General features: G+C 40.4%; 21 protein-coding genes and 4 pseudogenes. 5 read left to right on the top strand and 20 right to left on the bottom strand.

What is annotated here, in order from left to right; genetic code table 11:
* Positions 1–1,018: pseudogene (locus tag MFLO_RS10885) on the bottom strand (alpha/beta hydrolase); the annotation flags it as partial.
* A gap of 195 nt (positions 1,019–1,213) precedes the next feature.
* Between MFLO_RS10885 and MFLO_RS10880 the strand changes: the two are divergent.
* The gene (locus tag MFLO_RS10880; RefSeq protein ID WP_036098001.1) at positions 1,214–2,428 is read left to right on the top strand and encodes an argininosuccinate synthase; all 1,215 of its coding nucleotides are present in this window, start codon (positions 1,214–1,216) and stop codon (positions 2,426–2,428) included.
* Positions 2,429–2,434: 6 nt separating this feature from the next.
* Positions 2,435–3,805, top strand: coding sequence for an argininosuccinate lyase (gene argH, locus MFLO_RS10875; RefSeq protein ID WP_036097999.1), 1,371 nt, complete (start codon positions 2,435–2,437; stop codon positions 3,803–3,805).
* Between the two features lie 44 nt (positions 3,806–3,849).
* Here argH and MFLO_RS10870 read toward each other — a convergent pair.
* The 5 genes and pseudogenes from MFLO_RS10870 to MFLO_RS10850 form a co-directional block, all read right to left on the bottom strand.
* A pseudogene (locus MFLO_RS10870) lies at positions 3,850–4,777 on the bottom strand (DUF561 domain-containing protein).
* A 57-nt stretch (positions 4,778–4,834) separates the two neighbouring features.
* Positions 4,835–5,710: an ROK family protein gene (locus MFLO_RS10865; protein WP_036097998.1), complete on the bottom strand. Its 876-nt coding sequence runs from the start codon at positions 5,708–5,710 to the stop codon at positions 4,835–4,837.
* A gap of 51 nt (positions 5,711–5,761) precedes the next feature.
* A complete protein-coding gene (locus tag MFLO_RS10860) occupies positions 5,762–6,241 on the bottom strand; it encodes an HD domain-containing protein (protein ID WP_338151523.1) in 480 nt (159 codons plus the stop codon).
* A gap of 93 nt (positions 6,242–6,334) precedes the next feature.
* Positions 6,335–7,288, bottom strand: a complete 954-nt coding sequence (locus MFLO_RS10855; protein ID WP_036098014.1) for an NAD(P)-dependent oxidoreductase — start codon at positions 7,286–7,288, stop codon at positions 6,335–6,337.
* A 12-nt stretch (positions 7,289–7,300) separates the two neighbouring features.
* Positions 7,301–8,002 carry a carbonic anhydrase family protein gene (locus MFLO_RS10850; protein ID WP_036097997.1) on the bottom strand — a complete coding sequence of 234 codons (702 nt, stop codon included), beginning with the start codon at positions 8,000–8,002 and terminating at the stop codon, positions 7,301–7,303.
* A gap of 454 nt (positions 8,003–8,456) precedes the next feature.
* Here MFLO_RS10850 and MFLO_RS10845 point away from each other — a divergent pair, with 454 nt between their 5' ends.
* From MFLO_RS10845 to MFLO_RS10835, 3 genes are all read left to right on the top strand, one after another.
* Entirely contained in the window at positions 8,457–8,981 is a 525-nt protein-coding gene (locus MFLO_RS10845) for a hypothetical protein (RefSeq protein WP_149023030.1), read from the top strand.
* Between the two features lie 143 nt (positions 8,982–9,124).
* Entirely contained in the window at positions 9,125–10,921 is a 1,797-nt protein-coding gene (locus MFLO_RS14760) for a leucine-rich repeat domain-containing protein (protein WP_051993616.1), read from the top strand.
* A 69-nt stretch (positions 10,922–10,990) separates the two neighbouring features.
* Positions 10,991–11,224, top strand: a complete 234-nt coding sequence (locus MFLO_RS10835) for a hypothetical protein (protein WP_036097994.1) — start codon at positions 10,991–10,993, stop codon at positions 11,222–11,224.
* A 311-nt stretch (positions 11,225–11,535) separates the two neighbouring features.
* Here MFLO_RS10835 and MFLO_RS10830 read toward each other — a convergent pair whose 3' ends face one another.
* The 14 genes and pseudogenes from MFLO_RS10830 to MFLO_RS10765 all read right to left on the bottom strand — a co-directional run bounded on the left by MFLO_RS10830 (position 11,536) and on the right by MFLO_RS10765 (position 24,924).
* The gene (locus MFLO_RS10830) at positions 11,536–12,609 is read right to left on the bottom strand and encodes an ABC transporter substrate-binding protein (protein WP_036097993.1); all 1,074 of its coding nucleotides are present in this window, start codon (positions 12,607–12,609) and stop codon (positions 11,536–11,538) included.
* On the bottom strand, positions 12,606–13,412 hold the full coding sequence (locus MFLO_RS10825; RefSeq protein WP_036097992.1) for an ABC transporter permease: 807 nt from the start codon (positions 13,410–13,412) through the stop codon (positions 12,606–12,608). Before MFLO_RS10825 ends, MFLO_RS10830 begins: the two co-directional genes overlap by 4 nt.
* Positions 13,409–14,219, bottom strand: a pseudogene (locus MFLO_RS10820) (ABC transporter permease). Before MFLO_RS10820 ends, MFLO_RS10825 begins: the two are co-directional and overlap by 4 nt.
* A 5-nt stretch (positions 14,220–14,224) precedes the next feature.
* Positions 14,225–15,317, bottom strand: a pseudogene (locus MFLO_RS10815) (ABC transporter ATP-binding protein).
* 15 nt (positions 15,318–15,332) lie between these two features.
* Positions 15,333–15,875 carry a helix-turn-helix domain-containing protein gene (locus tag MFLO_RS10810; RefSeq protein ID WP_036097990.1) on the bottom strand — a complete coding sequence of 181 codons (543 nt, stop codon included), beginning with the start codon at positions 15,873–15,875 and terminating at the stop codon, positions 15,333–15,335.
* Positions 15,876–16,049: 174 nt separating this feature from the next.
* Positions 16,050–18,098: a Na+/H+ antiporter gene (locus tag MFLO_RS10805; protein WP_036097989.1), complete on the bottom strand. Its 2,049-nt coding sequence runs from the start codon at positions 18,096–18,098 to the stop codon at positions 16,050–16,052.
* 86 nt (positions 18,099–18,184) lie between these two features.
* Positions 18,185–18,823 (bottom strand): GTP pyrophosphokinase, encoded by a 639-nt coding sequence (locus MFLO_RS10800; RefSeq protein ID WP_036097987.1) that lies wholly within the window; start codon positions 18,821–18,823, stop codon positions 18,185–18,187.
* Positions 18,824–19,080: 257 nt separating this feature from the next.
* Positions 19,081–20,130 (bottom strand): zinc-binding alcohol dehydrogenase family protein, encoded by a 1,050-nt coding sequence (locus tag MFLO_RS10795; RefSeq protein ID WP_036097985.1) that lies wholly within the window; start codon positions 20,128–20,130, stop codon positions 19,081–19,083.
* 57 nt (positions 20,131–20,187) lie between these two features.
* Positions 20,188–21,276: an L-dopachrome tautomerase-related protein gene (locus MFLO_RS10790; protein WP_036097984.1), complete on the bottom strand. Its 1,089-nt coding sequence runs from the start codon at positions 21,274–21,276 to the stop codon at positions 20,188–20,190.
* Positions 21,277–21,297: 21 nt separating this feature from the next.
* Positions 21,298–21,828, bottom strand: a complete 531-nt coding sequence (locus MFLO_RS10785) for a YbhB/YbcL family Raf kinase inhibitor-like protein (protein WP_036097983.1) — start codon at positions 21,826–21,828, stop codon at positions 21,298–21,300.
* A 96-nt stretch (positions 21,829–21,924) separates the two neighbouring features.
* A complete protein-coding gene (locus tag MFLO_RS10780; protein WP_036098011.1) occupies positions 21,925–22,572 on the bottom strand; it encodes an endonuclease III domain-containing protein in 648 nt (215 codons plus the stop codon).
* Between the two features lie 50 nt (positions 22,573–22,622).
* On the bottom strand, positions 22,623–22,991 hold the full coding sequence (locus MFLO_RS10775; protein WP_036097982.1) for a winged helix-turn-helix transcriptional regulator: 369 nt from the start codon (positions 22,989–22,991) through the stop codon (positions 22,623–22,625).
* Between the two features lie 97 nt (positions 22,992–23,088).
* Positions 23,089–23,910, bottom strand: a complete 822-nt coding sequence (locus MFLO_RS10770; RefSeq protein WP_036097981.1) for a LysR family transcriptional regulator — start codon at positions 23,908–23,910, stop codon at positions 23,089–23,091.
* A 15-nt stretch (positions 23,911–23,925) separates the two neighbouring features.
* Positions 23,926–24,924 (bottom strand): YeiH family protein, encoded by a 999-nt coding sequence (locus MFLO_RS10765; protein WP_036097979.1) that lies wholly within the window; start codon positions 24,922–24,924, stop codon positions 23,926–23,928.
* Positions 24,925–25,119 lie beyond the last annotated feature (195 nt).

Here is a 25,119-nt window from a genome sequence, read left to right as displayed (position 1 = left end):
CGTACGTTTCATCCGCAGCTTTTGAATCTGTTTCAAGGAAACCATGTGTAACTCCATCTAGTCGTTTTGCAAATACTGGGACTGATGCGTCCTTTAATTTTTTTCGCATATGCCTCACCTTGATCTCGAAGCGGATCATATTCAGCAGTTGCAACAAAAGCTTTTGGTAAGCCAGCTAAATTCTTGCTACGAATGGGTGCGACAAGAGGATCATATTTCCGGTCAACAGCATTTTGCATATACAGTTTAAAGTATTTATCTAGAGATTCCTTTGTCAAAACGTATCCATCAGCAAATTCGTCCATGGAAGGATAAAGGACAGATGCATCACGGCTGAAAATATCAGTAGCTGGATAAAGCAGAATTTGACGGCTGATTTTTGGACCGTTTTTAGCTTTTGCCAACTGAGCAACAACGGCTGCAATATTCCCTCCTGTTGAATCGCCAGCAACGATAACAGCATCCTCTTTATTACGCAAACTTGTGTTGTGGCTTGCTGCCCAAAGCAATGCCGCATAAGCATCTTCAATAGCAGCCGGGAAAGGGTTTTCCGGTGCTAAGCGATAATCGACAGCCACTACTCTCGCTCCTGTTGTTTGAACGAGTTTACGAGCAATTGCATCATGTGACTGCAAGCCGCCAGTTACAAAACCGCCGCCGTGGAAGTAAAGAATAATTTCATACGGCCCATCTTGTTCCGGTGTATAAATTCGTAGCGGAATTTTTCCACTTGGCCCATCAATTTTTTTATCTTCTGTGCTACCAATTTCAATGCTTTTCGCTGAAGGTGTTGCTTTTTCCTTCAAACGAATGTATTTGTATCGGGAATCAACGTCCGAAAGTGGGGCAGTATTCTTCACATAATTTTGCGCGGCTTCATCGGATAAATTATCAAGTAACTTCGGATCGTAATCACGTTTCCCAACCGCTTTCTTATAGATAAAAAAGATAGCTAAAAGCGGCAATAAAACCAAACTAAAAAACAAAAAACTGTCACCCATTTAAGTATGTTTTTCAATTGCATTCAACTCCTTATAAGTTAACTTCATAGTCTAAGTATATCAGTTTTGTTTAAATTTAACCAAGCAAGAATGTAAAATGTATTTTTAATCTAATTTATGAATAAATATTTATTTTTAGATTGAAATATCCCTAAATAAGTGTTAACATAAAATAAAACTTGTATATTTATAAATTAAAGGGGTTGTTATTAATGAAAGAAAAAATCATTTTAGCGTATTCAGGCGGACTTGACACTTCCGTTGCCATTCAGTGGTTGGTCGACTTAAATTATGATGTTGTCGCCTGCTGTCTTGATGTGGGCGAAGGAAAAAATCTACCGTTTATTCAAGAAAAGGCACTTCAAGTCGGAGCGATTGAATCTTATACAATTGATGCTAAGGATGAGTTCGCAGAAGAATTTGCTCTTATCGCTCTGCAAGCACATGCTTATTATGAAGGAAAATACCCGCTCGTTTCAGCACTTTCTCGTCCGCTTATTGCTAAAAAATTAGTTGAGATGGCACGTGAGGTTGGGGCAACAGCCATCGCACACGGATGTACGGGCAAAGGAAATGACCAAGTTCGTTTTGAAGTGGCTATCCATGCGCTTGCACCTGATATTAAGGTTGTTGCACCAGTTCGGGATTGGAAATGGTCGCGTGAAGAAGAAATTCAATATGCTCAAGAAAAAAATATTCCCGTACCTATTGATCTTGAAAATCCATTTTCAATTGATCAAAATTTGTGGGGCAGAAGCAACGAATGCGGCATTCTTGAAGACCCATGGGCTGCACCTCCAGAAGCTGCTTATGATCTAACAGCAAGCCTTGAAAACACACCGGATGCGCCTGAAATGATCGAGATACAGTTCGATGCTGGGATTCCAATTTCTTTAAACGGAAAAAACTTGCCGCTCGCTACACTTATTATCGAGTTAAATAAATTGGCAGGAAAACATGGTATCGGCCGGATCGACCATATTGAAAACAGGCTCGTCGGAATTAAATCTCGGGAAGTTTATGAGTGTCCGGCAGCGGTTACACTTATTACGGCACATAAGGAATTAGAGGATCTTACATTTGTGCGCGAGCTCGCGCACTTCAAGCCGATTATCGAGAAAGAAATCAGCGAATTAATTTACAATGGACTTTGGTTCTCTCCTTTATCAGAAGCTTTGTTTGCCTTCTTAAAAGCCACGCAAAAACATGTGAACGGGGTCGTTCGCGTTAAACTTTTTAAAGGGCATGCCATTGTTGAAGGAAGAAAATCTCCAAATTCGCTTTATGACGAAAATCTTGCAACCTATACGTCTGCGGATACATTTGATCAAGAAGCAGCAGTCGGCTTCATTAAGTTATGGGGGCTTCCTACGAAAGTAAGTGCTGAAATCACTGCTAAACAAGTACAACAAACGAATGAGGTGTAACGAGGAATGAAAAAACTATGGGGCGGCCGCTTTGAGATGGAAAGCGAGGCTTGGGTCGATGAATTCGGCGCATCGATTTCGTTTGACCAAAACTTGGCGGAAGAAGATTTGCTTGGAAGTATCGCTCACGTTAAAATGCTCGGAAAGACAGGCATTATTTCGGAGGCAGATATGAATGATATCCTCGGTGGATTAGGGCAGCTGATGATGGAACTTAAGGATGGAAAACTGGAATTTAAAACGGAGCTTGAAGATATTCATTTGAATCTTGAAAAGCTGCTACATGATCGTATTGGACCTGTTGCAGGCAAGCTGCATACAGCACGAAGCCGGAATGATCAAGTCGCGACTGATATGCATCTTTATTTAAAAAAGACAGTAAATGAAGTCTTGCTTGGAATCAATCAGTTTCGCCACGTGCTTGCCGAGAAGGCAGAGGAACATGTCGAAACGATTATGCCAGGCTATACGCACTTGCAGCATGCTCAGCCGATTTCTTTTGCGCATCATCTGCTCGCTTATTATGAAATGCTGTCACGTGATGTGGAACGGTTTTCTGAAAGCCTCAGTCGAATTGATAGTTCTCCGCTTGGCTCAGCTGCACTCTCTGGGACGACTTTTCCCGTAGACCGGTTTTATAGTGCTGAACTGCTTGGCTTCAGCAAGGTTTATGAAAATAGTTTGGATGCGGTGAGTGATCGGGATTTTATTTTGGAGTTCCTGAGCAACGCTTCTATTCTTATGATGCACTTGTCGCGCTTGGCGGAGGAAATGATTTTATGGACAAGTCATGAATTTCATTTTATCGAGCTGAGCGACGCATTTTCTACCGGTAGTTCAATTATGCCGCAGAAAAAAAATCCGGATATGGCGGAGCTGATTCGGGGGAAAACTGGGCGTGTCTATGGCCATTTGTTCAGTCTGCTGACGATTTTGAAGGGGTTGCCGCTTGCCTACAATAAAGACCTTCAAGAAGATAAGGAAGGAATGTTTGATACGGCGGAAACCATTTTGAAGAGTCTCTCGATTTTTTCAGGGATGATTGAAACGATGACGGTTCATAAATCTGTCATGGAGGAGGCGACGCAAAAGGATTTCTCAAATGCGACAGAGCTTGCGGATTACTTGGCAGGAAAAGGGATTCCATTCCGCGAAGCGCATGAAATTGTCGGAAAACTTGTGCTTGACTGTACTAAGAAAGGTTGCTATCTTCAGGATATTCCGCTTGCTGAATATCAAGCGGTTTCGCAATTAATCGAAGCCGATATTTATGATGCATTGTCATCGAAACAAGCTGTTTTGAAGCGTAATTCATATGGCGGAACTGGATTTGAACAAATTAAACAAGCTCTTGGACGAATTAAAGCTTCATTTTGATACAAGGCAAAAAAAGGAGGAAAGCCGCGGCTTTCCTCCTTTTTTTAGATTTTCAGTTGAGAAGCAACTTGTTCAGCTTCTTGCATCATTTCTTCAATGACTTCTCGGCATGGTTTAATGTCTGTAATTAAACCAGCAATTTGTCCAGCCATTACTGAACCGTTATCTGTATCGCCTTCTTGAACAGCTTTTCGTAGTGATCCTAAAGTGAGCGTTTCAAGTTCATCGCGCCCCACATCTAAATCCTCTAATCGTAGATATTCTTTAATCATCTTATTTTTGATAGAACGCACTGGCGAGCCCGCTTTACGCCCTGTTACGGTTGTATCGCGATCCCCTGCTTTTAAAACGGCTTGTTTAAAGTTCTCATGGACAGGACATTCTTCTGTCGCAAGGAAACGTGTTCCGATTTGAACGCCTGATGCGCCCAAAGCAAAGGCTGCAGCGATTCCGCGTCCGTCAGCAATTCCACCCGCACCGATAACAGGAACATCTACGGCATCTGCAATTTGCGGTAACAAGGCCATCGTTGTTGTTTCGCCTACATGCCCTCCCGCTTCTGTTCCTTCAGCAATGACAGCATCAGCACCCAGCTTTGCCATTCGTTTGGCAATCATCACTGATGGAACAACAGGGATGACTATGATCCCGGCTTCTTTCCAAATCGGCATATAGCTTTTAGGTGTTCCTGCACCAGTCGTTACTATCTTAACGCCTTCTTCGATGATTACTTCGGTCAGTTCGGCGATATTTGTCATCATCAGCATCAAATTTACACCAAATGGCTGATTAGTCAATTCTTTAGTTTTTTTTTATTTCATTTCGTAAATCCTCAGCACTCATGCCGCCAGAAGCAATAATGCCTAAACCGCCGGCATTCGATACGGCAGCAACAAGCGGAGCTTTTGCAATTTGCGCCATCGCTCCTTGAATGATTGGATATTTAATTCCGAGCAAATTTGTGATTGACATGCTGTTCCTCCTAATTGTAGTTTTTTTCACATTATATCAAATTTCACTTTTGCTCGTCTACTTTTCTTTTTGGTATGCTTGAACGCCTAAAACAAGTCCGCCAGTGATCCCTGCATCATCGCCTAAACCGGGTGAAACAATATATTCTTCAAAGTCAGGCAAAGTCACATAATGGTTCATCAATTTGTTAAGCTTTTTCCGAACGAGTGGGAATAATTGGCCTTCTTTCATTACCCCGCCTCCTAAAATAATGCGTTCTGGGGCTAAAATCAGGCTGTAATCCATCAAGGCTTGTGCGAGGTAATGGGCTTCGAGGTTCCATACTTCATCATTTCCTGCAAGCTCTGCTCCCGGCTTTCCAAAGCGTTTTTCAATCGCGCTTCCTGAGGCAAGGCCTTCTAGGCAATCATCATGTGACGGGCAGCTTCCGGCAAAACGATCATGTTTGTGTCGCTTCACCATAATATGTCCCATTTCCGGATGCGAAAAGCCTTCAAGAATTTCACCGTGGACAATTGCTCCGCCGCCGATGCCTGTTCCAACGGTTAAATAGATACAGCTCGAAAGTCCTTTTGCCGCTCCGCGCGTTACTTCGCCAAGTGCTGCTGCATTCACATCAGTTGTGAAACCGATCGGGATAGAAAATTCGGCTTTAAGTGCGCCTACGATATCATAATTTCGCCATGCAATCTTCGGTGTATGGGTAATATAGCCATAAGTTTTACTTTCTTTGCGAATATCAATCGGACCGAATGAACCCACTCCAATTGCCGCTAAATCGTTTTGATACTGTTTAAAAAAACGTATTACCTGCTGCATCGTTTCAGACGGCTCAGTCGTTTTGTAGACTGCACGTTTGATGATATCTCCTTTTTCATTGCCAACTGCGACAACAAATTTTGTACCGCCTGCTTCAATTGCACCAAAAATCATTTTTTGTCCTCCCTTTTCACCCAAAAAGTTATATTTAAGCGTTTTCATCGCCTAAAAACAGTATCCACAAGTCTTGAATAAGCCGCAAAAAAAAGCTGGAATCTCTGTTTCAGAAAGTCCAACTGTCATAGCATTGCGAACATTGGTATAGTACCATTTCTGTTCGCTATAGCCTCGTTTAAAATATGTCCAGACACGGTCGCCTTCTGAACTCATCGCATAACGAATCGACGAAAGATTATCAAGTTTATCCGCGACAATCAGTGCTTTTACTTCTAAACTCCCATTTCGCACTGTTTCGATCGTATGTGCTTTCCGTTCTTCCCATGATTTTGTTTTATCTTCTGTATGCGCACGAACAAGCTCGGCAACCTTTTCGCCGAACTGTTCTTTAATTTCTGCATTTGTCGTACCGGTATCCTCTACTACATCATGCAAAAGCCCTGCAATGGCCACATATTCGGGAAATCCGGCTGTACTTAAAATTCGAGCAACATTAAGCGGGTGAGAAAAGTATTTTTCACCAGTAATTTTTTCTTTTTTTGACTGGCATGTGCTTTTCTAGCAAATTCAAGTGCTTTTTGATACATAATGAATCCCACCCATTCTCTACATGATATATCTTTAGTATACAGAATGAAGCGGTTTCCCGCCAGCTAAAACTGCTTGGACATTTGCGACTGCTATTTCGCCCATTTTTTCGCGCGTTTCGATTGTCGCATTGCCAATATGCGGTGTAAGAACTAAATTGTCAAACTGTTTTAATTCAGCACTGAACTTTGGCTCAAATTCAAAAACATCAAGTGCCGCACCAGCAATTTGTTTATTTTGTAGCGCTAAAATCAAAGCCTTTTCATCAACCACTTTACCGCGTGAAGCGTTTATCAGAAAAGCTGATGGCTTCATTTTTGCAAATGCTGCGGCGTCAAACAAATGAAACAAAGCTTCGTTATAAGCAGCATGAATAGAAATAACATCACTTGTTTCAATCAATTCTGACTCAGATACATAACGAGCTCCCCACGCTTCAGCTTCTTTTTTTTGGTGCGGACCGGCATAGAGGATGGACATTCCAAATGCATAAGCCCGTTTTGCTACCGCTTGTCCAATTTTACCTAGTCCAATGATACCAATCGTTTTACCGTATAACTCATGCCCTAAAAAGAATGTTGGTGCCCAGCCCTCAAATTTCTTAGGCTGTTCACGCATTAGTCGATCTCCCTCAGAAATACGACGCATGACATCAATTATCAGACCGAATGTAAGCTCTGCAGTGGATTCCGTAGAAACATCTGGCGTATTTGTGACCGCTATACCAAGTTCTTTTGCTTTTGCTACATCAATATTGTCAAATCCCGCACCGACGTTCGCTACGATTTTCAGTTTAGGAGCATTTTCCAGAACAGCTTGTGAAACAGGCGCCGAAAGCGGGCAAACGATGGCTTCTGCCGTCCTCGCACCTTCTATGAGCGCCGTTTCACTGATTTGTCCAGTACCGTTCCAAAAATTTGCGTCAAGCTGCTTCAAGATAAGCTCAGTCTTTTTCGGCAACTTTCCAGCTACAAAAATCTTTTGTATCACTCTTCGCCTCTATTCGTAAAATTTAATTTCTCTGTTGTTCAGCGGCTGTACTGGGCGATTTGTTCCTCCAATAACTTTTTCAAAAGCTTTATGCGCAACATGACCGATTGTTTGACGATCTTTCAAAAGCACCCAGCGAACTCCTTCTACTGTTGGCGGAGTTGTGAGCGAACCTTCGTATGTATAATACGCTTTTTCTTCTGGTAAAAAATCAGCAATGTTGAGCGAAACCTCCCGTTCTACCGAAAAATCTTGAAAGACTTCTGGGAAAACACGTCTAAGCTCAGTCATATCAATCGATACTCCTGTCCCAACATCCATAAAAGCACCGAGAACAAGCTTCTCTCCGCGTGAATTTTCATGAACGAAGTGCCATTCAATCGGATGCGTTTTTCCGTCTAGCAGATGTTCGCTTGGAATGTGGGCATGAAAAGCCACAAGTGTATAAATATCTCCGTTTAATTCCAAGGTTTGATTTGGTTCTTGCGGAAATAAATGAACCGAATTTTCAATCCGTTTTACTGTGTATTGAATTTCAGAATGACTAAGTGTAAGTGGGTTCCCTGTTAGCGCAGTCACTTCTTGTTGTTTAATGTTAATTGGCGATTGCTTTTCTCCTACTTCTGCAATTTCAAACTCGGAACAAATTTGTCCCCAATGTTCTGGCCCGTTCTCTCCGTTATAAGACCAATTAATTTGATAAGCCGGCATTTTGAACCCCCCATTATTTCTTGACTTGAATCATATTTTAACGCAAATGCTCTGTTTTTTTCAATTGAAAGAAACTATAAATAGCATTCTTTTTGAAGAAAACGCATTCATACTTGTGATTCACTACCCTTATTTATAGATAGTTTGTATAAAATCACACTCATTGACACCGCTTTTTAGATGAGCGATTGAATCCACTATCTACTCACATTAGCTACAATTGATCAATACTTGTTAATTCACAACTTTAGTAAAATACTACCCTTTTTTTATAACACAAAATTTTCACTTTTTATTTAAAAATATGATACATAGTTCCGAGTTAAGCGGACTATTTTTTATTAGAATTGATTAGAATCAAATTAACTAATACATAGAACATTTTAAAGAAGGGATGGATAACGGGGTAATTAAATTTTTAAAAACAGCATTTATTTTTTCAAAGGAGGACATCATGCAAATAATCAAAAAGCGAAAAGTAATCGCGTTTTTATTGATAGGGATAGCCCTACTAGCTTTTTTATGGCTTGCTTCTATCCCTACACTTCAGGCCGCGAATGAGCAGGCTGATGATTTAGTGGTAACAGTGGATCCTGATTCAAAATCAGTCACACAAATTTTCAATTTAACGATCAAAGATAAAAATCCAAATGATAGCAAGGTGATAGTACCGCTCAACGGAAACTTTACTTTTATAGATTCGCTTGAAGGCGGTTCGACTGTGACTAAGGATGAGGCTAAGCAACAGCTTATTATTGACTGGCCAGAAGGCGGAGAGAAAAAAGCCGTTCTAAAATTCAAAGCCACGACTTATGGAACTTATACACTTAGAGCATATACTATTCGAGACACCCAAATGGTTACTTCGGCTCCAGTCGAGATTAACTACGAAGCTGAGGCCCAAGCAGACAGCAAGGAAGCTGTTGATGCCAAAACAGAAAAGGCGGCGGAGAAAAAAAATAACGCAAACGGAAACTAAATCAAATTTGTCTGAAAAGCCAAAAAAAAAGCCGTGCTAAGTTCGACAGCCGTATAGCCCCAGAAGATGTCATTCAACCAGAAGCCTTTGATAATCAGCCATGGATAATTAATCAAATTGAAGAGCAATTAGAGGATGCAGGTTTGGGTAAAAAAAAGCTAGGTGTTGATGTTACACAAGCAGATCTAGATAAAGTTATTGATCTTATGCCTTACGCTAGTGACGGAGGAGGTTATATCCCTAACGGAATTACATTGCTCCATAACTTGCAAACTATTCAAGCTGATCAGGCCAATATTACAGGCACTATCCCAGAATCAATTGGCGAACTCAAAAAGCTAACATATATCAACCTATCCTATAATCAATTGACTGGACATATTCCAACAAGCATTGGGAAACTCTCAAAGTTGGCTCGTCTTAATTTATCACATAATAAATTAACCGGAGAAGTGCCTGAATCAATTATGAATATTAGCAAATTACAAATTTTTGATCTATCATACAATCGTTTTCTTGGATTACTTGATAATATAGCACGCTTTATTTCAAACATTCCACGCTATGATTTGTCTAGCAATGAATTTACAGTTCTGGATAATGAGAACTTGAGATTACTCACTCAGTCTAATCAACCAGAGCCCAAATTGGGATTAGTTGATAAAAATTTCTTCCATCCGGATAATAGAGGCTTTTATGCCGGCCGTTCACTTTTGGCTCATTACATGAATCTGGGGTTTGAGGGAGTAATATTTAAAAATAAACCTAATGAACCGCTTTACCTTTTCTCAGAAACAGAAGCAAACTCTCTTAAAATCGGTCATGCTAATAGCCCGACTGTTACTAACGACGGTCCTAAAGATCTTTCACCAGAACATACTTATACTGTTTGGGATTCTTCAGGAAATGTTATTTTTAATGGAAAACCCGATGAGAACTTTTCATTTATTCCACCTAAAACTGAGGAAGCTTATACTGTACAAATGGATAATCCCAATCCTCCCCGTGTAGGGAAGGAAGATGACCCCACAGACATCTTTGCTTCAAATTTTCTTGCTTATAATATTGGGTTCTTTCGACTTAATGTAAGTTTATTTTCTAGCTTCTCGCCAAAAGACTTGTCAAATGTCGATCCGTATACTCACGCACTGCAAGGGGAAATTAATAAGCCGTTTACACTGAATGCTGAAATCAACGGAAATGGGAAAAAATTCTATCCTGATATCCCCTACACTCACTCTTATTTCTTTTCAGACTCTATATACGTTACTTATTTAAAAGTGGAGCTTAAACCTACTCTCTTAAACAAGATGAAAATTGATCCCGATTCATTTACTATGGTTGGTGGAACACCAGCAGGCATAGTTACGCCGACAGATGGTGGTTATTATTTGCCAATAAATAGCAATGTTCAAGCAAGAGCTGATGTTCCATCCCGTACGCTTTCCTTTGATGTTATACCAACATCGTTAGTCTCTCTTGCAGAAGGGAAAGATGGTATTATTTCAACGGTTGAAACGATAGCCGGAAAAGCATCTAGCAAATCACAAACGATTGTTGTGAAAGATGGAAAACTTGAATTTAATGCTGTTCCACCAGACTTAAACTTTGAAGCTGGGAAAATATCAAATGCTACGGTTAATATTGGACGTGCTGATCCTGCTTGGAAAATTATTGTAAAAGATACCCGGCTTAAAAAAGGCGCTTGGGATGTAACAGCTAAACAACTTACACCCTTCACAAATGCTGATAACGATAAGTTGCCGGATAGTTTGATTTACCGCAAGAAAGGTCAGCAAGATCAAATCATTAATTCAACGAGCAGTGTACTTGTTTATCACAAAGCTACTGAGGGAGATGATTATTATCCTGTTTCTTGGTCACAAGATGAAGGGCCGCTTCTAGAAATCCTACCTGGTCAAGCAAAAAATTTCAAGTGACTATACAAGCTCCATTGAATGGACACTTTCCGATGCACCCGTTTAATTTATCGTAAAGAAGGGATACAGATGGAACAAGACTTATTCGCGATTGTTTATCCAGATACATTTTACAATCGAACCTTATTTGTAACTGACTATGATCCTCGTTACAATCAAATGATGTCAAGTCCAGATATCGTTAAGGCCGATCTTGCTTCAAAGCCCACCCAAAGAGCGCTAATAATTGAACTTGAGCGAAAGGGCTTTGCTTATGAGTTTCAATTAGCTTTAATTCGTACTAATCAAAAATATTATTTTTAGCGTTTTAACCAAAATTAAATTTCAAATACTTGGCTAAGTTTTTAGCTTCTTAAAAGAAATAAAAACTTAAATAAGGATTGGGGTTATCTGCTTCTAATTGTTTAAGATTATGGGCATTATCGAAATAAGCCTGCATATTTTCTGCGCTATTATCGCTTAGAAGGTATCAGGAAATTTTTCTACACTGATTGCTTGAAGTGTTTCAAGTTTGATCACTTGGGTTCATCTCATCCAACTTTTTTACAGATTAGCACGCTTCTTATAAAGCAGAAAGACGAGTTAGCCGCCTATACTAACTCGTCTTTCTGCTTTTACTTACGATACATTTTAAATTCTAAGAACAGCTCATTATAGTGAGACAGCATCCGTTTTCCAAGATTATCGTATACCTCTAAGTTATTTAGCTCGTCCATGTTTGGATAGAAACGTTTGTCGCTCGAAACGTCTTTTGGAAGTAATTTTTCTGCTGCGGTATTTGGGGTCGCATAACCTACATACTCCGCATTAGCTGCCGCATTTTTTGGATTTAGCATGAAGTTGATGAACTTATGGGCACCATCAATATTTTTAGCTGTTTTTGGAATGACCATATTATCAAACCAAAGATTGGAACCTTGTGTAGGAATCACATAATCCAAATCTTTGTTATTGTCGAGCATCTCAGAAGCTTCACCGGAGAAGGTTACGGCTACTCCGGCTTCATCGTCTGCCATCAAAAGTTTGATTTCATCGCCGACGACCGCTTTCACATTTGGGGTCATTTTTTTCAGCTTGGCAAGTGCTTGATTGAGATGGGCATCGCTAGTGTCATTTAGTGAGTATCCAAGGCTGTTTAGACCAAGCCCGATTACTTCGCGAGCTCCATCGATTAGGAGAATTTGATTCTCCAAGTCTTTATCCCAAAGTGCATCCCACGTAGAGAAATCTTTATCTGGGAACATCTTTTTATTGTAAATGATGCCGAGTGTTCCCCAGAAATAAGGCATGGAATACTTGTTGTGCTCGTCAAAGGATAGATTCATGAAGCGCTTATCGATATACTTTTCATTACTCAACTTGGAATGATCAAGTGGGATTAGTAAATTTTCTTGTTTCATTTTATTGATCGCATAATCACTTGGAACAGCAATATCAAATGTGGTTCCGCCTTGCTCAATTTTTGTCATCATCGCTTCATTTGAATCAAAGGTTTGATAGATGACTTTGATGCCCGTTTCTTTTTCAAACTTCTTAATTAAATCGGGATCAATATAATCTCCCCAATTATAAATGGTTAGGGTATTGCCACCTGCATAGCCTTGTTCGCGGTTCATAAAACTGGATAGAAGCATCATCACAAGCGCCAGTAAGATTACTGGGATAAATATGCGAAGGAGCGGTTTCATCGTTTATTCGCCCCCGATCGAACTGTTTTTGTGTTGTTTTTGCGGTTGATAAAATAGTAACCTATCACAAGCAGTATAGTGAATAGGAAGATCAGTGTTGAAAGCGCATTGATTGATAAAGAGATACCTTGGCGCGCGCGTGAATAGATTTCAACAGATAAGGTTGAAAAGCCGTTGCCGGTTACAAAGAACGTAACAGCAAAATCATCAAGCGAATAGGTGAGCGCCATGAAAAATCCGGCAAGAACTCCCGGGGCAATGTAAGGCAATATAACTTTCGACAAGACTTGCCACTGGCTTGCGCCTAAATCTCTAGCTGCATCTATCAAAGTAGAACTCATTTCTTGAAGTTTCGGTAAAATCATAAGCACGACAATTGGAATACTAAATGCAATATGGGACACGAGCACGGATATAAACCCGAGCTTAATTCCGAGAATCGTGAAGAAGATCAGGAAGCTCGCACCGATAATGACATCCGGGCTCACGATTAGCACATTATTTAAGCTGAGCAGTGTATTCTTGCCAACTGGCTTTGGAATAAACTTGATCGCAAGCGCCCCGCAAATCCCGATAATGGTCGCGATCACAGCAGAAAGAAGTGCAATAACAAAGGTGTTTAAAACAATGATCAAAAGGCGTGTATCGGCAAATACTTCACGATAATAATCGAGCGTAAAGCCTTTAAAACCGTGCATCGTTCCGCCTACATTAAAGGAATAGAACATTAAATAAAAAATGGGGGCATACAAAATGACGAAAACAAAAATTAGGTAAAGATTACTCCATTTGTATTTTTTCACTTTCTCGCCCCCTTCTTACGTCTTGTGCCTGTTAAAAACATAATCAAAATCATCGCAATGATAAGAAATACACCGATCGTTGAGCCCATTCCCCAATCTTGTGTTACAAGGAAATGTTCTTCAATCGCTGTTCCGAGCGTGATCACGCGGTTTCCGGCAATTAGACGCGTAATCATAAATAGCGACAACGCTGGAATAAAGACAGCTTGACAGCCGGATTTAACACCATCTGCTGTCAGTGGGAAAATAACTCGGCGAAAAGTTGTAAATCCTGATGCGCCTAAGTCTCGTGAAGCTTGTATCAGAGATGGATTAATTTCTTCGATCGCATTATAGATCGGTAAAATCATAAATGGGATAAAAATGTAGGTGGAAACAAATAGGAAACTAAAATCGGTAAATAGGAGTTGTTTCGTGCCGATTCCGATCAAATCTAAAAATTGATTTGCTGCCCCATAAGTACCGAATATCCCGATAAAAGCATAGGCTTTCAAGAGTAGATTAATCCATGTTGGCAAAATAATCAACAAAAGCCAGAGTTGTTTATGCTTTAATTTGGTCAGTAGGTAAGCCGTCGGATACGAAATCAACAATGTGAAAAGCGTAATCAGGAGGGCATACCAAAATGAACTTAATGTCATTTTCATATAAACCGGAGTAAAAAAAATGCTGATAATTGCTGAATGTAAAATTGCCGTCGACATCAAAAAAAGAATAATAGATAATCAAAATGATCGGCGCAACAACAAATAGAATAATCCAAAGGACGTAAGGAACGAGATACAGGTTTCTTGCTTTTCTAGTCATTTAACTTACGCCTCTTCGTAACTTTCTAAGCGTTTGTCAAATTCTTCTTCGGTTTCGCCTAGACGCATGACATGGATCGCTTCCGCATCAAAAGCAAGTCCGATTTTACTGCCAACTTTGGCTTTTTTCGTTGTATGGACAAGCCATTCATTGCCGTCAACATCAATACAGCCCATTTCGTAATGAACGCCTCGAAATAGCACCCAATCAACTTCAACTTGAAGTTTTCCTTTGTCTGCTGTTGTAATTTCAAGATCTTCTGGTCGAATAACCACTTCGACGGTTTCGTTTGGATTGAAACCTTGATCGACGCATTCAAAGCGGCGGTTGACAAATTCTACTTCAAAATCATGAATCATTTTGCCGGATACAATGTTTGATTCACCAATAAAGTCTGCCACAAAGCGGTTAATTGGTTCATCATAGATGTCGATTGGCGTTCCGCTTTGCTGAATTTCTCCTTTATTCAAGACAAAAATTTCGTCACTCATCGCAAGCGCTTCTTCTTGGTCATGTGTAACAAAGATGAACGTGATGCCAAGACGTTTTTGTAAATCGCGCAACTCATATTGCATTTCTGTACGAAGTTTTAAATCAAGTGCCGAAAGCGGCTCATCTAGCAAGATAACTTCCGGTTCGTTGACAATCGCTCGAGCAATCGCAACACGCTGGCGCTGACCGCCTGACATCTCACTAATTTCTCGTTTTTCATAGCCGGACAAATTGACAAATCGAAGTGCTTCTTCCACTTTTGTCTCAATCATTTTTTTGTTCATTTTTTTAATCCGCAAACCAAAAGCAACATTTTCGAAAACGTTTAAATGCGGAAACAAAGCGTAATCTTGAAAAACGGTATTTACTGGGCGCTTATTGGCTGGGACGGCATTAATTTTCTTACCATCAAGCCGAATTTCGCCGGCTGTTGCTTCTAAAAATCCGGCGATTAAACGCAAGATCGTTGTTTTGCCGCAGCCTGAAGGGCCAAGTAGTGTATAAAATTTTCCTTTTTCTATTTCAAAACTCACATTTTTTTAAAACCGGTTCGTCGTTGTCAAATTGTTTCGTCACTCCATCGAACTGGATAATCGTTTCTGGCATAAAGATTTCCTCCCTCTATAGATAAGAATCTGTTGCAACTAAGATGAGTTCAGCTTTTTCGTCCGTTTGGTTGCTAATTTGATGGCGTGCTGCCGCATGAAAATAAATGGTTTCGCCAGCTTTTGCTTCATAATGATCTTTTCCAAGTCTCACTGTGACTTTGCCGTTTAAAACATAAGCAAAGGTTTCTGAAAGCGACGGTTCAAATTGTTTAAAACAGCCGCCAGGATTTATTTCTAGCAAAACGGGTTCCATTTCTTTTTCATTCGATTCTGGAACGAGCCATTCGATATGATAGCCTCTTTCTTCGTCTTCATAAAAGATGCGTTCTGCTTTTTCATAAATAACTTTTTGTTTGCCTTGCTCTTCGTCAAAAAATTCTTTTGGCGTTGAACCTAGTACTTCAAGAATTGAAAATAAAGTTTCGATCGACGGCGAACTTAAATCGCGTTCAAGCTGAGAAATGTAGCCCTTCGATAAATCTGTCCGCTCTCCGAGTTCTTCTTGTGTTAGATTTTTACTAAGTCGCAAATTTTTGATACGATTGCCGATTTCCATCTTCTCTTCCTTTCTCAAAGTTTAATAAAAGTAAACTTCAAACCACACTTGTTTATAAATACTAAACTAGAGGTTTACTAAAAGCACGATTCATTATACAACATTTAAAATAGCACATCAAGAGAATTTTTCTTTTTCACAGCTAAAAACCCGCCTCACAGCTGAGGCGGGTTTTTAGACAAGTTCTTCTTCAATCGTATACGTTTCCAGTAAATTTAAATTCTGTCTGAGATCTCGTGCCAAATCACGTGAAATTTTACCTTCTTCAAACAAGGCTTGGATTTCATCGCGTTCAAACTGCATGCCTGCCAGTTCTACTTCTCGAACTTTGGCCTCAAATTTTTCTTTCGAGGTTGGCCGCGTTTGATCTTGCACAATCCGTTCTAGTATGATTTTATGTTCTGTGATCAGCGGACTAATTAAGTCCATGTTTGCATCATTCATTTGTGCTTTCAGTTTCCTGATTACCATTTTTTCATTTTCAGCGCGTACAAAACGAATTTCCTTAAATGCTTCGGATTGCTTTGGATGTGCTGCTTTTATCTGGTTTCTAGTTTCTTTAAATCGTTTTGGATGCAGCACAATTCGCAAAACACGTTTTAAAAAGCCGATTAATGTTTTAATTTTGGTTTTAAACTTTTGTTTAAGAGCACTTTCTTTCATATTTAAAAAACTTTCATAACGGTAAGCTGTTTCAGTTTTGATTTCACCATCTGACAATAGCTTCTGGGTATACTCATGTTGCCATGTCAAAATTTCAAGCCGCTTCGCTTTTTCTTCACGGCTCATCCGACGATTTTGTCCATTAAAGCCTTGTTGTAGCTCATGTATTCGTCTGCGATATTGTTGAATGACGCTTTCTGTTGCAGCTTTATTTTCTGGCGTAATTTGTTCGTGTAGCTCGCGAAGTACTTTCCGCAGTATCCAAATTTGCGTTGCACGTTCGGCTCGGTCATTGCCAAGGTCAACTTCATTATCACGTGCCAAAATCGGCAAGATGAATGTCGCAATTAAAAGTGTTAAAAGAATAACTCCAGAGGCAATAAAAATAATTAAAGCACGCTGTGGGAACAAATCTCCGTTATCTAAGAAAAACGGAATTGAAAGTGCTGTCGCAAGTGTAACGGCACCACGAACGCCAGAAAGGCTGGTCAAAACTGAGGCACGAATCGAAGGCTTCTGCTCTTTTTTGCCTCCGTTTCGAAATTTCCAATTGAACAGCCAAAAACTACTAACCCAAACATAGCGCAAGATGATGAGCGCCAGTGTAATCAAGACTATGTAACTTAAAACTTGAACATTGCTGATACCTGAATCTTCCCAAACCACGCGAATAATCGACGGCAACTGGGTACCGAGGATTAAAAAGACTAAACCGTTTAAAACAAAGATAATGACAGACCACGTGCTTTTTGATACTACGCTTAATTTCATTAATTGCGGGTCCGCTTTCTTGCGTTCGATGGCATGCATGATACCTGCTGCAACGACTGCAAGGATTCCGGATACATGAATTTCTTCTGCCGCTAAGTAAATGAGAAACGGCGTCAAAATTTCGATCAGCATGTGGAACGTAACATCTTCCATGCCGAGTCCGCGCACCCATTTCAAAAGCTGGAACTTTAATAGTGATAAAATAATTCCGACTACAGCTCCGCCAATCGCGATCACAAGAAAACTCCAGGATGCATTCAGCAAACTGAAGGTGCCTGTTACCATTGCTGCAATGGCAAATTGGAATGAAACAAGGCCTGAAGCATCATTAATTAATGATTCCCCCTCGAGTAAGCTCATGATACGTTTTGGCAGGTGGATGCGTCCGGATAACGAGCTTACGGCAACGGCATCTGTCGGCGCAAGCGCAGCGGCAAGTGCAAATGCGGCCGCGAGCGGAATCGTCGGTATTAACCAATTGACGAAGTAACCGATCACAAAAACGGTTGCAAAGACAAGACCAAGTGCTAGAAGCAAAATTGGGATTCGCAGCTTCCACAAGGCTTTCTTATCGGTCCGCTTGCCATCATTAAACAGTAGCGGTGCAATGAACATGACAAGGAATAATTCCGGATTTAAGTCAAGCTCGAAGCCGAGCGGTATAAGTGCAATTAAAATGCCTAAACCAATTTGGATAAGCGGCACAGAAACAACTGGCACAAAGCGGTTCAGCAAGTTAGACACGAGTATTGCAAAGAGCAGCAGCAATACAAATAAAAACATCTCCAAATGGTTTCTCCTCCTTCTGAATTTATTATGCACGAAAATAAAAAGATGCGCAAATCATTAACGAAGTTAAAGATTTGCGCATTGAACTATTCTTCTAAATGACCTTTGTATTTATTAATTTCATCATTCAAGTTTTTCATTTTCTCATCAAGTTGTGTCACAATATCCGCAGCTTCTCGCAACTCATTCGTCAAATATTCAGGTGCTTCCTGCTGATATTTGTAGTAAATCTTGTGTTCAAGACTTGCCCAAAAATCCATTGCCACAGTCCGAATTTGAATTTCAACTACGATATTTTCGGAGCGGTTCGTAAGGAAAATTGGAACTTCGCAGAGCATGTGCAAACTACGATAGCCGTTTCCTTTCGGGTATGTAACATAATCTTTAATACGCAAAATCTTCAAGTCATCTTGATGCTCGATCATTTCTTTAATTTTAAAAATGTCGGATACAAACGAACAAGTGATACGAATCCCTGCAATATCATGTACATATTTGCGCGCATTTTCAGTTGTAATATCTACACCTTTTTTCTCAAGTTTTGCTCCGATACTTTCAAGCGATTTAACCCGAGATTTCAAATGTTCCATCGGATTATAATCATGCAGAAATTGAAATTCTTCATTCAAAATTTTGAGTTTGGTGTTGACTTCTTCCAGTGCAAAACGGTGCAGTAACATAAGATTTCGCCATTCTTTTAGTTCGTCTACTGAAGGTTGTTCCAAAATATTTAACCCCTCTCAAAAACAATTTTACAACCCTAACTTCTCTATCGTACTACATTTTTCCCCTTGTGAGGATAAATATAAACGAATTTTTAGTGCTTTCTCATGAATTTCTTAGTGAAAAATCGATCAAAGCAAGCTGTACCCGCATTTGTCTCCCCTAACAAATAAAACATACTTTTTTGTCCACATAAAAAGCAGAAATTTGGCGTCGTAAGAAAAAGTTTCCTCACCAAATTTCTGCCTGTTTTAAATTTTTATTTCTGTGAAGCTGCATTAAAGGGACCGCTGATGACCACTTTACCAAGCATATGTCCTGTTTCGACATCCCTTGTCGCTTGCTTCAAAGTATCCGCTCGGATGCCCTCCGTATATACTTTGCTGAGTGTAGTATCAAGAACTCCATCATCTGCAAGTTTCGCGATAAGTGCTAGTGCATTCCCTTGCGTTTCAATCTGATAATCATGATCCGTTTTTGCAAACATATATTCCCAGTCAAAGCTGACGGATAAGTTTTTCCATGCACTGAGATCGAGCGGTTCACGTATGCCGACAATCGTGCCAACGTGCCCAAACGGCTCAATCAAGTTTTGAATTTGATCAAAATAACGTGTGATATCAAATAAAACCGCGATATAGTGAACCTGTTTGGCGCCAGCTTTTTCAAGGCTTGCTGCAAGATCATCATGATAGTCAATCGGATGATCAACGCCGACTTTTTGAAGCCAATCAAAGGTTTTCGGACTTGAAGTGGCAAAGATTTCAAGACCAGCCCAATTTGCTAGCTGGTTTAAGACCGAACCAACTCCCCCGGCACCGTTTATTACCAAAATTCGTTTGCCTTTATTGGCATTTTTCTCTGGAATCAAGCCGAATTTATCGAAGAGCAATTCATAGGCAGTGAGAGAAGTGAGCGGCAATGCGGCGGCTTCTTCATCGGAAAGTTTTGCTGGAGCATGTGCGGCAATTCGCTCGTCGACTACTTGATATTCTTGGTTGCTTCCATCTCTTGTCGTCGTTCCAGCGTAGAAAACACGATCACCAACTTTGAACTTGGATACGCGTTCACCAGTGGCTACAACTTCGCCTGTAGCGTCAAAACCTAGAACACGAAATGCACTCGATTTTTCTGTTCCTTGACGCAGTTTCGTATCTACAGGGTTTACTGAAACAGCTTTTACCTTTACCAAAATATCATGTTCTCCTGGAACTGGAATTTCCTTTTCTAAATCAATGAAGCTTTCGGGATCATCAATCGGTAATCCTTCATAAAACCCGACAGCTTGCATCAGCTTTTCTTCTGTCATATGAATTCCTCCTCCTTTTCTTTATGATCTTATCACGATCAAAAGACGTTTCGCTTGTTACTCAACTTTTGCCGGAGCTTTACCAATAAAGATGCGGTATAAATAGTACGGTTTTTCTCGCAAATCTTTTCCTTTATGGAAGCCAGCTTGTCTCTGCAACTGATTGGCATTGAAATAGAGATACTGGTCAGGTCCGATCGACAGTGTATCCGGCCAGAGAATACGCGGATCATGTACAATCGTTTCCATTGAGCCGTCTGTATAAATAGCACGAATTCCATTGTTTTCATAATCGCCCGCATAGATTGTGCCGTCTGCCGCTGTAATCATTCCGTCAGACGCACCTTTTTCGCCCCAATCTTTCACATGAGCTTCTAGTTCTTCATCATTGATCGTTTTATCAAAAATCAAGTCCGTTTCAATCGAATATAAATGACGGCTTGAAAGTGGGCAATAATAAAGTGTCTTGCCGTCAGGAGAAATGGCAATGCCGTCTGCTGCGACTTGCCATGGCGACGTTGATCCGTCTGCCGATCGGTTCATCAAAATTTCGCCTTCTACTTTAGGAATAAAATCGGGATCAACAGCTGTAGATTTCGTTCCGTCCAAAATTCGGAAAGATTCGCCGCTTGAAAGATCCAAGACAATCAAAGCACCTGGCCCTGTAATCGAAGAATCGGTTATATAAGCGACTCCTTCTGAACCACGACGTAAATCGACGCGAACATCATTTAAATATGTGGTATCTAACACGACCTCGGACGAGAATGTGTATGTCCGCTTTATTTTATTTGTTTCTAGGTCAACCGCTACTAATTTTGCCCCACCTTTTATTGGTACATCAAAGTTAGGTGCGCCCGTATCGAGTATCCAAAGCGTCCCAGAACCGTCTGCCACAATACTTTGTACACTTAGAAAACCCTGCTCTGGTTTTTCAGGGATAAACTGATTTGCCTCAGCACTTGGATAAGGAATGAGCTCTCCATCGACGATTTCAACTACCGTCGCTTTCACATCATCGCCCCATTCCGGGAAATTGATAAAAATGCGTCCTGTTTCTGATACGCTCACACCAGTTGGCATTTCATCATAAAAAGCGTGGACAGCTTCTAATTTGCCAAAATAGTTTTCTGTTGGATATGTCATTCTACCTCTTCCTTTCTATGTTTACTTAACTTCTACTTCAAAATTCAATACACCTTTTGCAAGCACATGGCCAAACATATTAAAACCGAGAAAGGCTGGTGTAGATTCTTCCGAGATATTCACCTTTTCAATATCTAGCGCCCAAACCGTCAAGAAATAGTGATGAACACCATGTCCTTTTGGAGGAGCAGCCCCGATATACTTTTTCGCCCGAGCATCGTTTGGAAATTGAACAGCTCCAGCTGGAAGTTTTGAATTGTCGCTGTTTCCTGCGTCTTGCGGCAATTCACTGATTTCTGCCGGAATATTTGCAACAGCCCAGTGCCAAAACCCTGAACCTGTCGGCGCATCCGGATCATATAAAGTGACAACGAAACTTTTCGTTTCACTTGGTGCCCCGCTCCAACTAAATTGAGGCGATATATCTTGCCCGCCTTCGATTCCAAAATCACCAGACATAAATTTCACATCTGAAAGCGCTCCGTCACTAATGTCGTTACTCACAACTTTAAAAGACGGCACATCCTCTAAACCTAAAAATGGATCATTCATGGTATCTCCTCCTAAATGAGTTGGATTTCTTTAACACTTACAGAATAAGTCGTTTTTTTAGGAAAGTAAATGAGGGAATTTTTTTATACCTCCTGCCTAGTTTGAGACTAACAAATTAAAATCCCTTAAAAACCCTTGCTCCCAAGCTTCATCTGATTTCAAATAAATCTGTCCGTAATCAACCAACCAGCCATGAAATTGCCTTGCTTGTCCGTTTGTGAATCCAGAAGGAAGCGGCGCAATGCGCTGCAACTTGTCATAATTCAGCTTCTCTTCCACACCTAGCCGTTGAAAAATTCGCTGAGCATAGCGGTCAGCAATAAATGCCACCTTATTAAAGACATACACCAGCAAAACATCTGCCGTTTCCGGTCCTATCCCGCGGATTTCGAGAAGCTTTTCGCGTAATACGGATTGTTCTTGTTTTTCAATTGCTTCAAGATTAAAGTGATACGTTTTAAGCCAAGCAAAAAGTGCAAGTAATGTCTGCGATTTGTTCTTGTAAAACCCACTTGGACGAATCCACTCTTCCAGCTCCGTTTTACTTGCAGCAGCTAATTTTACTGGATCAAATTGGGTAGCAGCCGCAATGTTCGCAAGCGAGTAGTCTACATTCTTCCAATTGGTATTTTGGACGAGAACTGCTCCAACGACGATCTCCCATTGGGTTTCGGTATCCCACCAAGTTGAGTGATCCATTTCTTCGCTTAACTTATCATATAAGTCGTTTATATTTGTAATCAAACTATGTTCTCGCTCCTTATAAAAAAAACGCCCAAATAGGCGTTTTTTAGTCAATAATAAACCAAGCATTCTTCTTCAAGTCTGCCAGCATTTTTCTTATTATAGGTTTCGCCCCAGTCATAGAGCACTTCAATGACAGGTTTAAGCGATAAACCATATTCGGTTACACCATAAGCAACACGAAGCGGTTTTTCTTGCATCACTTTCCGGTAAATCAAACCATCGCTTTCCAAGTCTTTCAGTTGAAGCGAGAGCATTCTCCTTGTGACACCAGGAATAAATCTTTGAAGCTCACTGTAACGATGTTCACCTTCAAAAATTAAATGATACAAAAGTACACTTTTCCAGCGACCAGAAATAATTTGCAACGTTGATTCAACAGAGCAGCCGTTTTCACAATTATAGATTTTTCTTGACATAACAGAATCCGCCCCCCTATCAATTTATAGCTATCATAGGTAGAAGCAGACCTTTTGTCAAATAATTTATCTTTCTTAAACGACAAACAAAAGCGGATTAGTGATCTAATCCGCTTAACAATTCAAATATATCTTGCGTAATTTCTTCATTTCCAGTTGCAGTATCGAGTGTAATTAAATAAAGCGGTCTAGTAAGATTCGTCGGTTGCACTGGTTCCGATATTCCCGCAATCGCAAGTTTGGATTGTAGAGAGCGACCGAATCCCTGCTTCACTAAATCTAAAATAATCGCATTGCTGCTCGCCATCATCTGTTCAGCCGGAATAATTTCTTCATTCTTAAAATATTCATCCGTATACTGGCGAATCCCAGAACCCGGTTCACGCAAAATCCAGCGTGTCAAATGACGATCGCCGATCACAACAAGCTCATCCTGCATGAAGACTTTACGCGTTATATCGGGATACACTTCGGGCGATTCTACTAAGCCGATATCAGCTTCAAGCATATGCACGGTTTTGTAGACATTCGTCGAATTGTCGAGCATCAGCTCAAAGTCTACATCCGAATGGAGGGCTTGTAAATTTGAAAGAATCTGTGGCAACAAATATCCGCCGACGGTTTGCGAAGCTGCTATCTTGAATGTTCTTCTGGCTTCTCCTGAGGCAGCAAGTAAATCTTGTTTAGTTTTTTCCCAGTCATTACAAATTTGTTTGGCTTTCTGATAGAACAAGTCTGCCGCAGCTGTTTTCGAGATACGATTGTGGCGGTTTCGTTCAAACAATTTGACACCTAGTTCCTTTTCAAGCTTTTCAATGTGGACGGAGATGGTCGGCTGGGAAATATAGAGCGCATTTGCAGCTTTAGTAAAATTATTGGTTTCGTAAACCGTGATAAAAGTTTCAAGTAGTTGGAACATATGGGAAACCTCCTTTTAAAAGAATAGTTTTGCTGCACCAATCGAAAACAGCATTAACACTATGGAGCTAATTCCAGCAGCAAGGAAAACTTTGCCACCGCGCTCAAGGATTACTTTGAAGTTCACGCTCATTCCAAGCGCGGCCATTGCCATTCCAAGCAAGATATAAGCGGCACTTACAAGCCAGTTGATTACGGAATCAGGAATTGGCAGGAAGCTTCCGATTGCACTTGAAAGAAGGAATCCACCCATGAACCAAGGGATTGGCAGTTTCCCTTTTTCTTTTTGACCAGATGTATTTTTACGTTGAAACCAAATGCCGATGAAAAGAGCGACAGGTGCTAGCAAAATGACACGCGACAACTTGGTAATAAGAGAGGCATCTAGGCTAATCGTTCCCGCAGAACCGCCTGCTGCGACCGCATGAGCAATTTCATGTAGCGAAGCGCCAGTCATTACCCCAAACTGTTGATTCGTGAGCCCTAAAAGTGGCTTCAATCCGATTTCAATCAATGTGAATACGGTTCCGAGAATGCAAACGACGGCAACGGCCAAAACGGAGTCATCTCGATCTGCTTTAACTTGCGGCGAAACACCCATCACAGCAGCAGCCCCGCAAATTCCTGTACCGCTCGCAGTTAGTATCGCAAGTTTATCCTCAACGCCTAATTTTTTACATAACCAGTAAGTAAGTAAAATCGTTCCAGTAACGACTAGACAAGCAAGTAAAATTGTTTTTACGCCTGACTCTGCAAGTGTATAAAGGTTCAAACGAAATCCAAGTAAAATAATACCAAAGCGTAGAAATTTATTCGAAATGAAGCCGATTCCTTCTGCACTCGCATAAATAATAGGACTCGCGGTTTGCATCAACATTCCTGCAAGCAAAGCAATCACAAGTGCTCCAACCAAGCTAAAACCTGGCAGAAGGGCTAAATATTTCCCTAATAGCGAGCACGCAAGCGTCGTCACAGCAGCTATCCAGAAACTTTTCTTTTTCATTATCATTAACATTTTTCTTCCCCCTAATTCAATTAAAACATTCTTTAGGAATAATCGATTTCTTATTTACTTTTTTAATTATAAGGGAGAATTATTATTAATAAAAATAGTTATTATTAATCTTCATTATTAATTTTCTTAATAGCAAAAAAACATTCCACTCCTTAATTGAAGCGAAATGTTTTTTCCATTTGAGCAATTAGCAGA

Source organism: Listeria floridensis FSL S10-1187 (assembly GCF_000525875.1).
GTDB classification, from domain to species: domain Bacteria; phylum Bacillota; class Bacilli; order Lactobacillales; family Listeriaceae; genus Listeria; species Listeria floridensis.
The sequence above is the reverse complement of the archived record's forward strand: the minus strand, read 5'-3'. Positions and strand labels throughout refer to the sequence as shown.

Coding starts and splice junctions, on each gene's coding strand:
- MFLO_RS10880 (WP_036098001.1), top strand. CDS start 1,214: ATGAAAGAAAAAATCATTTTAGCGTATTCAGGCGGACTTGACACTTCC.
- argH (WP_036097999.1), top strand. CDS start 2,435: ATGAAAAAACTATGGGGCGGCCGCTTTGAGATGGAAAGCGAGGCTTGG.
- MFLO_RS10865 (WP_036097998.1), bottom strand. CDS start 5,710: ATGATTTTTGGTGCAATTGAAGCAGGCGGTACAAAATTTGTTGTCGCA.
- MFLO_RS10850 (WP_036097997.1), bottom strand. CDS start 8,002: ATGCCGGCTTATCAAATTAATTGGTCTTATAACGGAGAGAACGGGCCA.
- MFLO_RS10845 (WP_149023030.1), top strand. CDS start 8,457: ATGCAAATAATCAAAAAGCGAAAAGTAATCGCGTTTTTATTGATAGGG.
- MFLO_RS10835 (WP_036097994.1), top strand. CDS start 10,991: ATGGAACAAGACTTATTCGCGATTGTTTATCCAGATACATTTTACAAT.
- MFLO_RS10830 (WP_036097993.1), bottom strand. CDS start 12,609: ATGAAACCGCTCCTTCGCATATTTATCCCAGTAATCTTACTGGCGCTT.
- MFLO_RS10810 (WP_036097990.1), bottom strand. CDS start 15,875: ATGGAAATCGGCAATCGTATCAAAAATTTGCGACTTAGTAAAAATCTA.
- MFLO_RS10795 (WP_036097985.1), bottom strand. CDS start 20,130: ATGACAGAAGAAAAGCTGATGCAAGCTGTCGGGTTTTATGAAGGATTA.
- MFLO_RS10790 (WP_036097984.1), bottom strand. CDS start 21,276: ATGACATATCCAACAGAAAACTATTTTGGCAAATTAGAAGCTGTCCAC.
- MFLO_RS10785 (WP_036097983.1), bottom strand. CDS start 21,828: ATGAATGATCCATTTTTAGGTTTAGAGGATGTGCCGTCTTTTAAAGTT.
- MFLO_RS10775 (WP_036097982.1), bottom strand. CDS start 22,991: ATGTCAAGAAAAATCTATAATTGTGAAAACGGCTGCTCTGTTGAATCA.
- MFLO_RS10770 (WP_036097981.1), bottom strand. CDS start 23,910: ATGTTCCAACTACTTGAAACTTTTATCACGGTTTACGAAACCAATAAT.
- MFLO_RS10765 (WP_036097979.1), bottom strand. CDS start 24,924: ATGTTAATGATAATGAAAAAGAAAAGTTTCTGGATAGCTGCTGTGACG.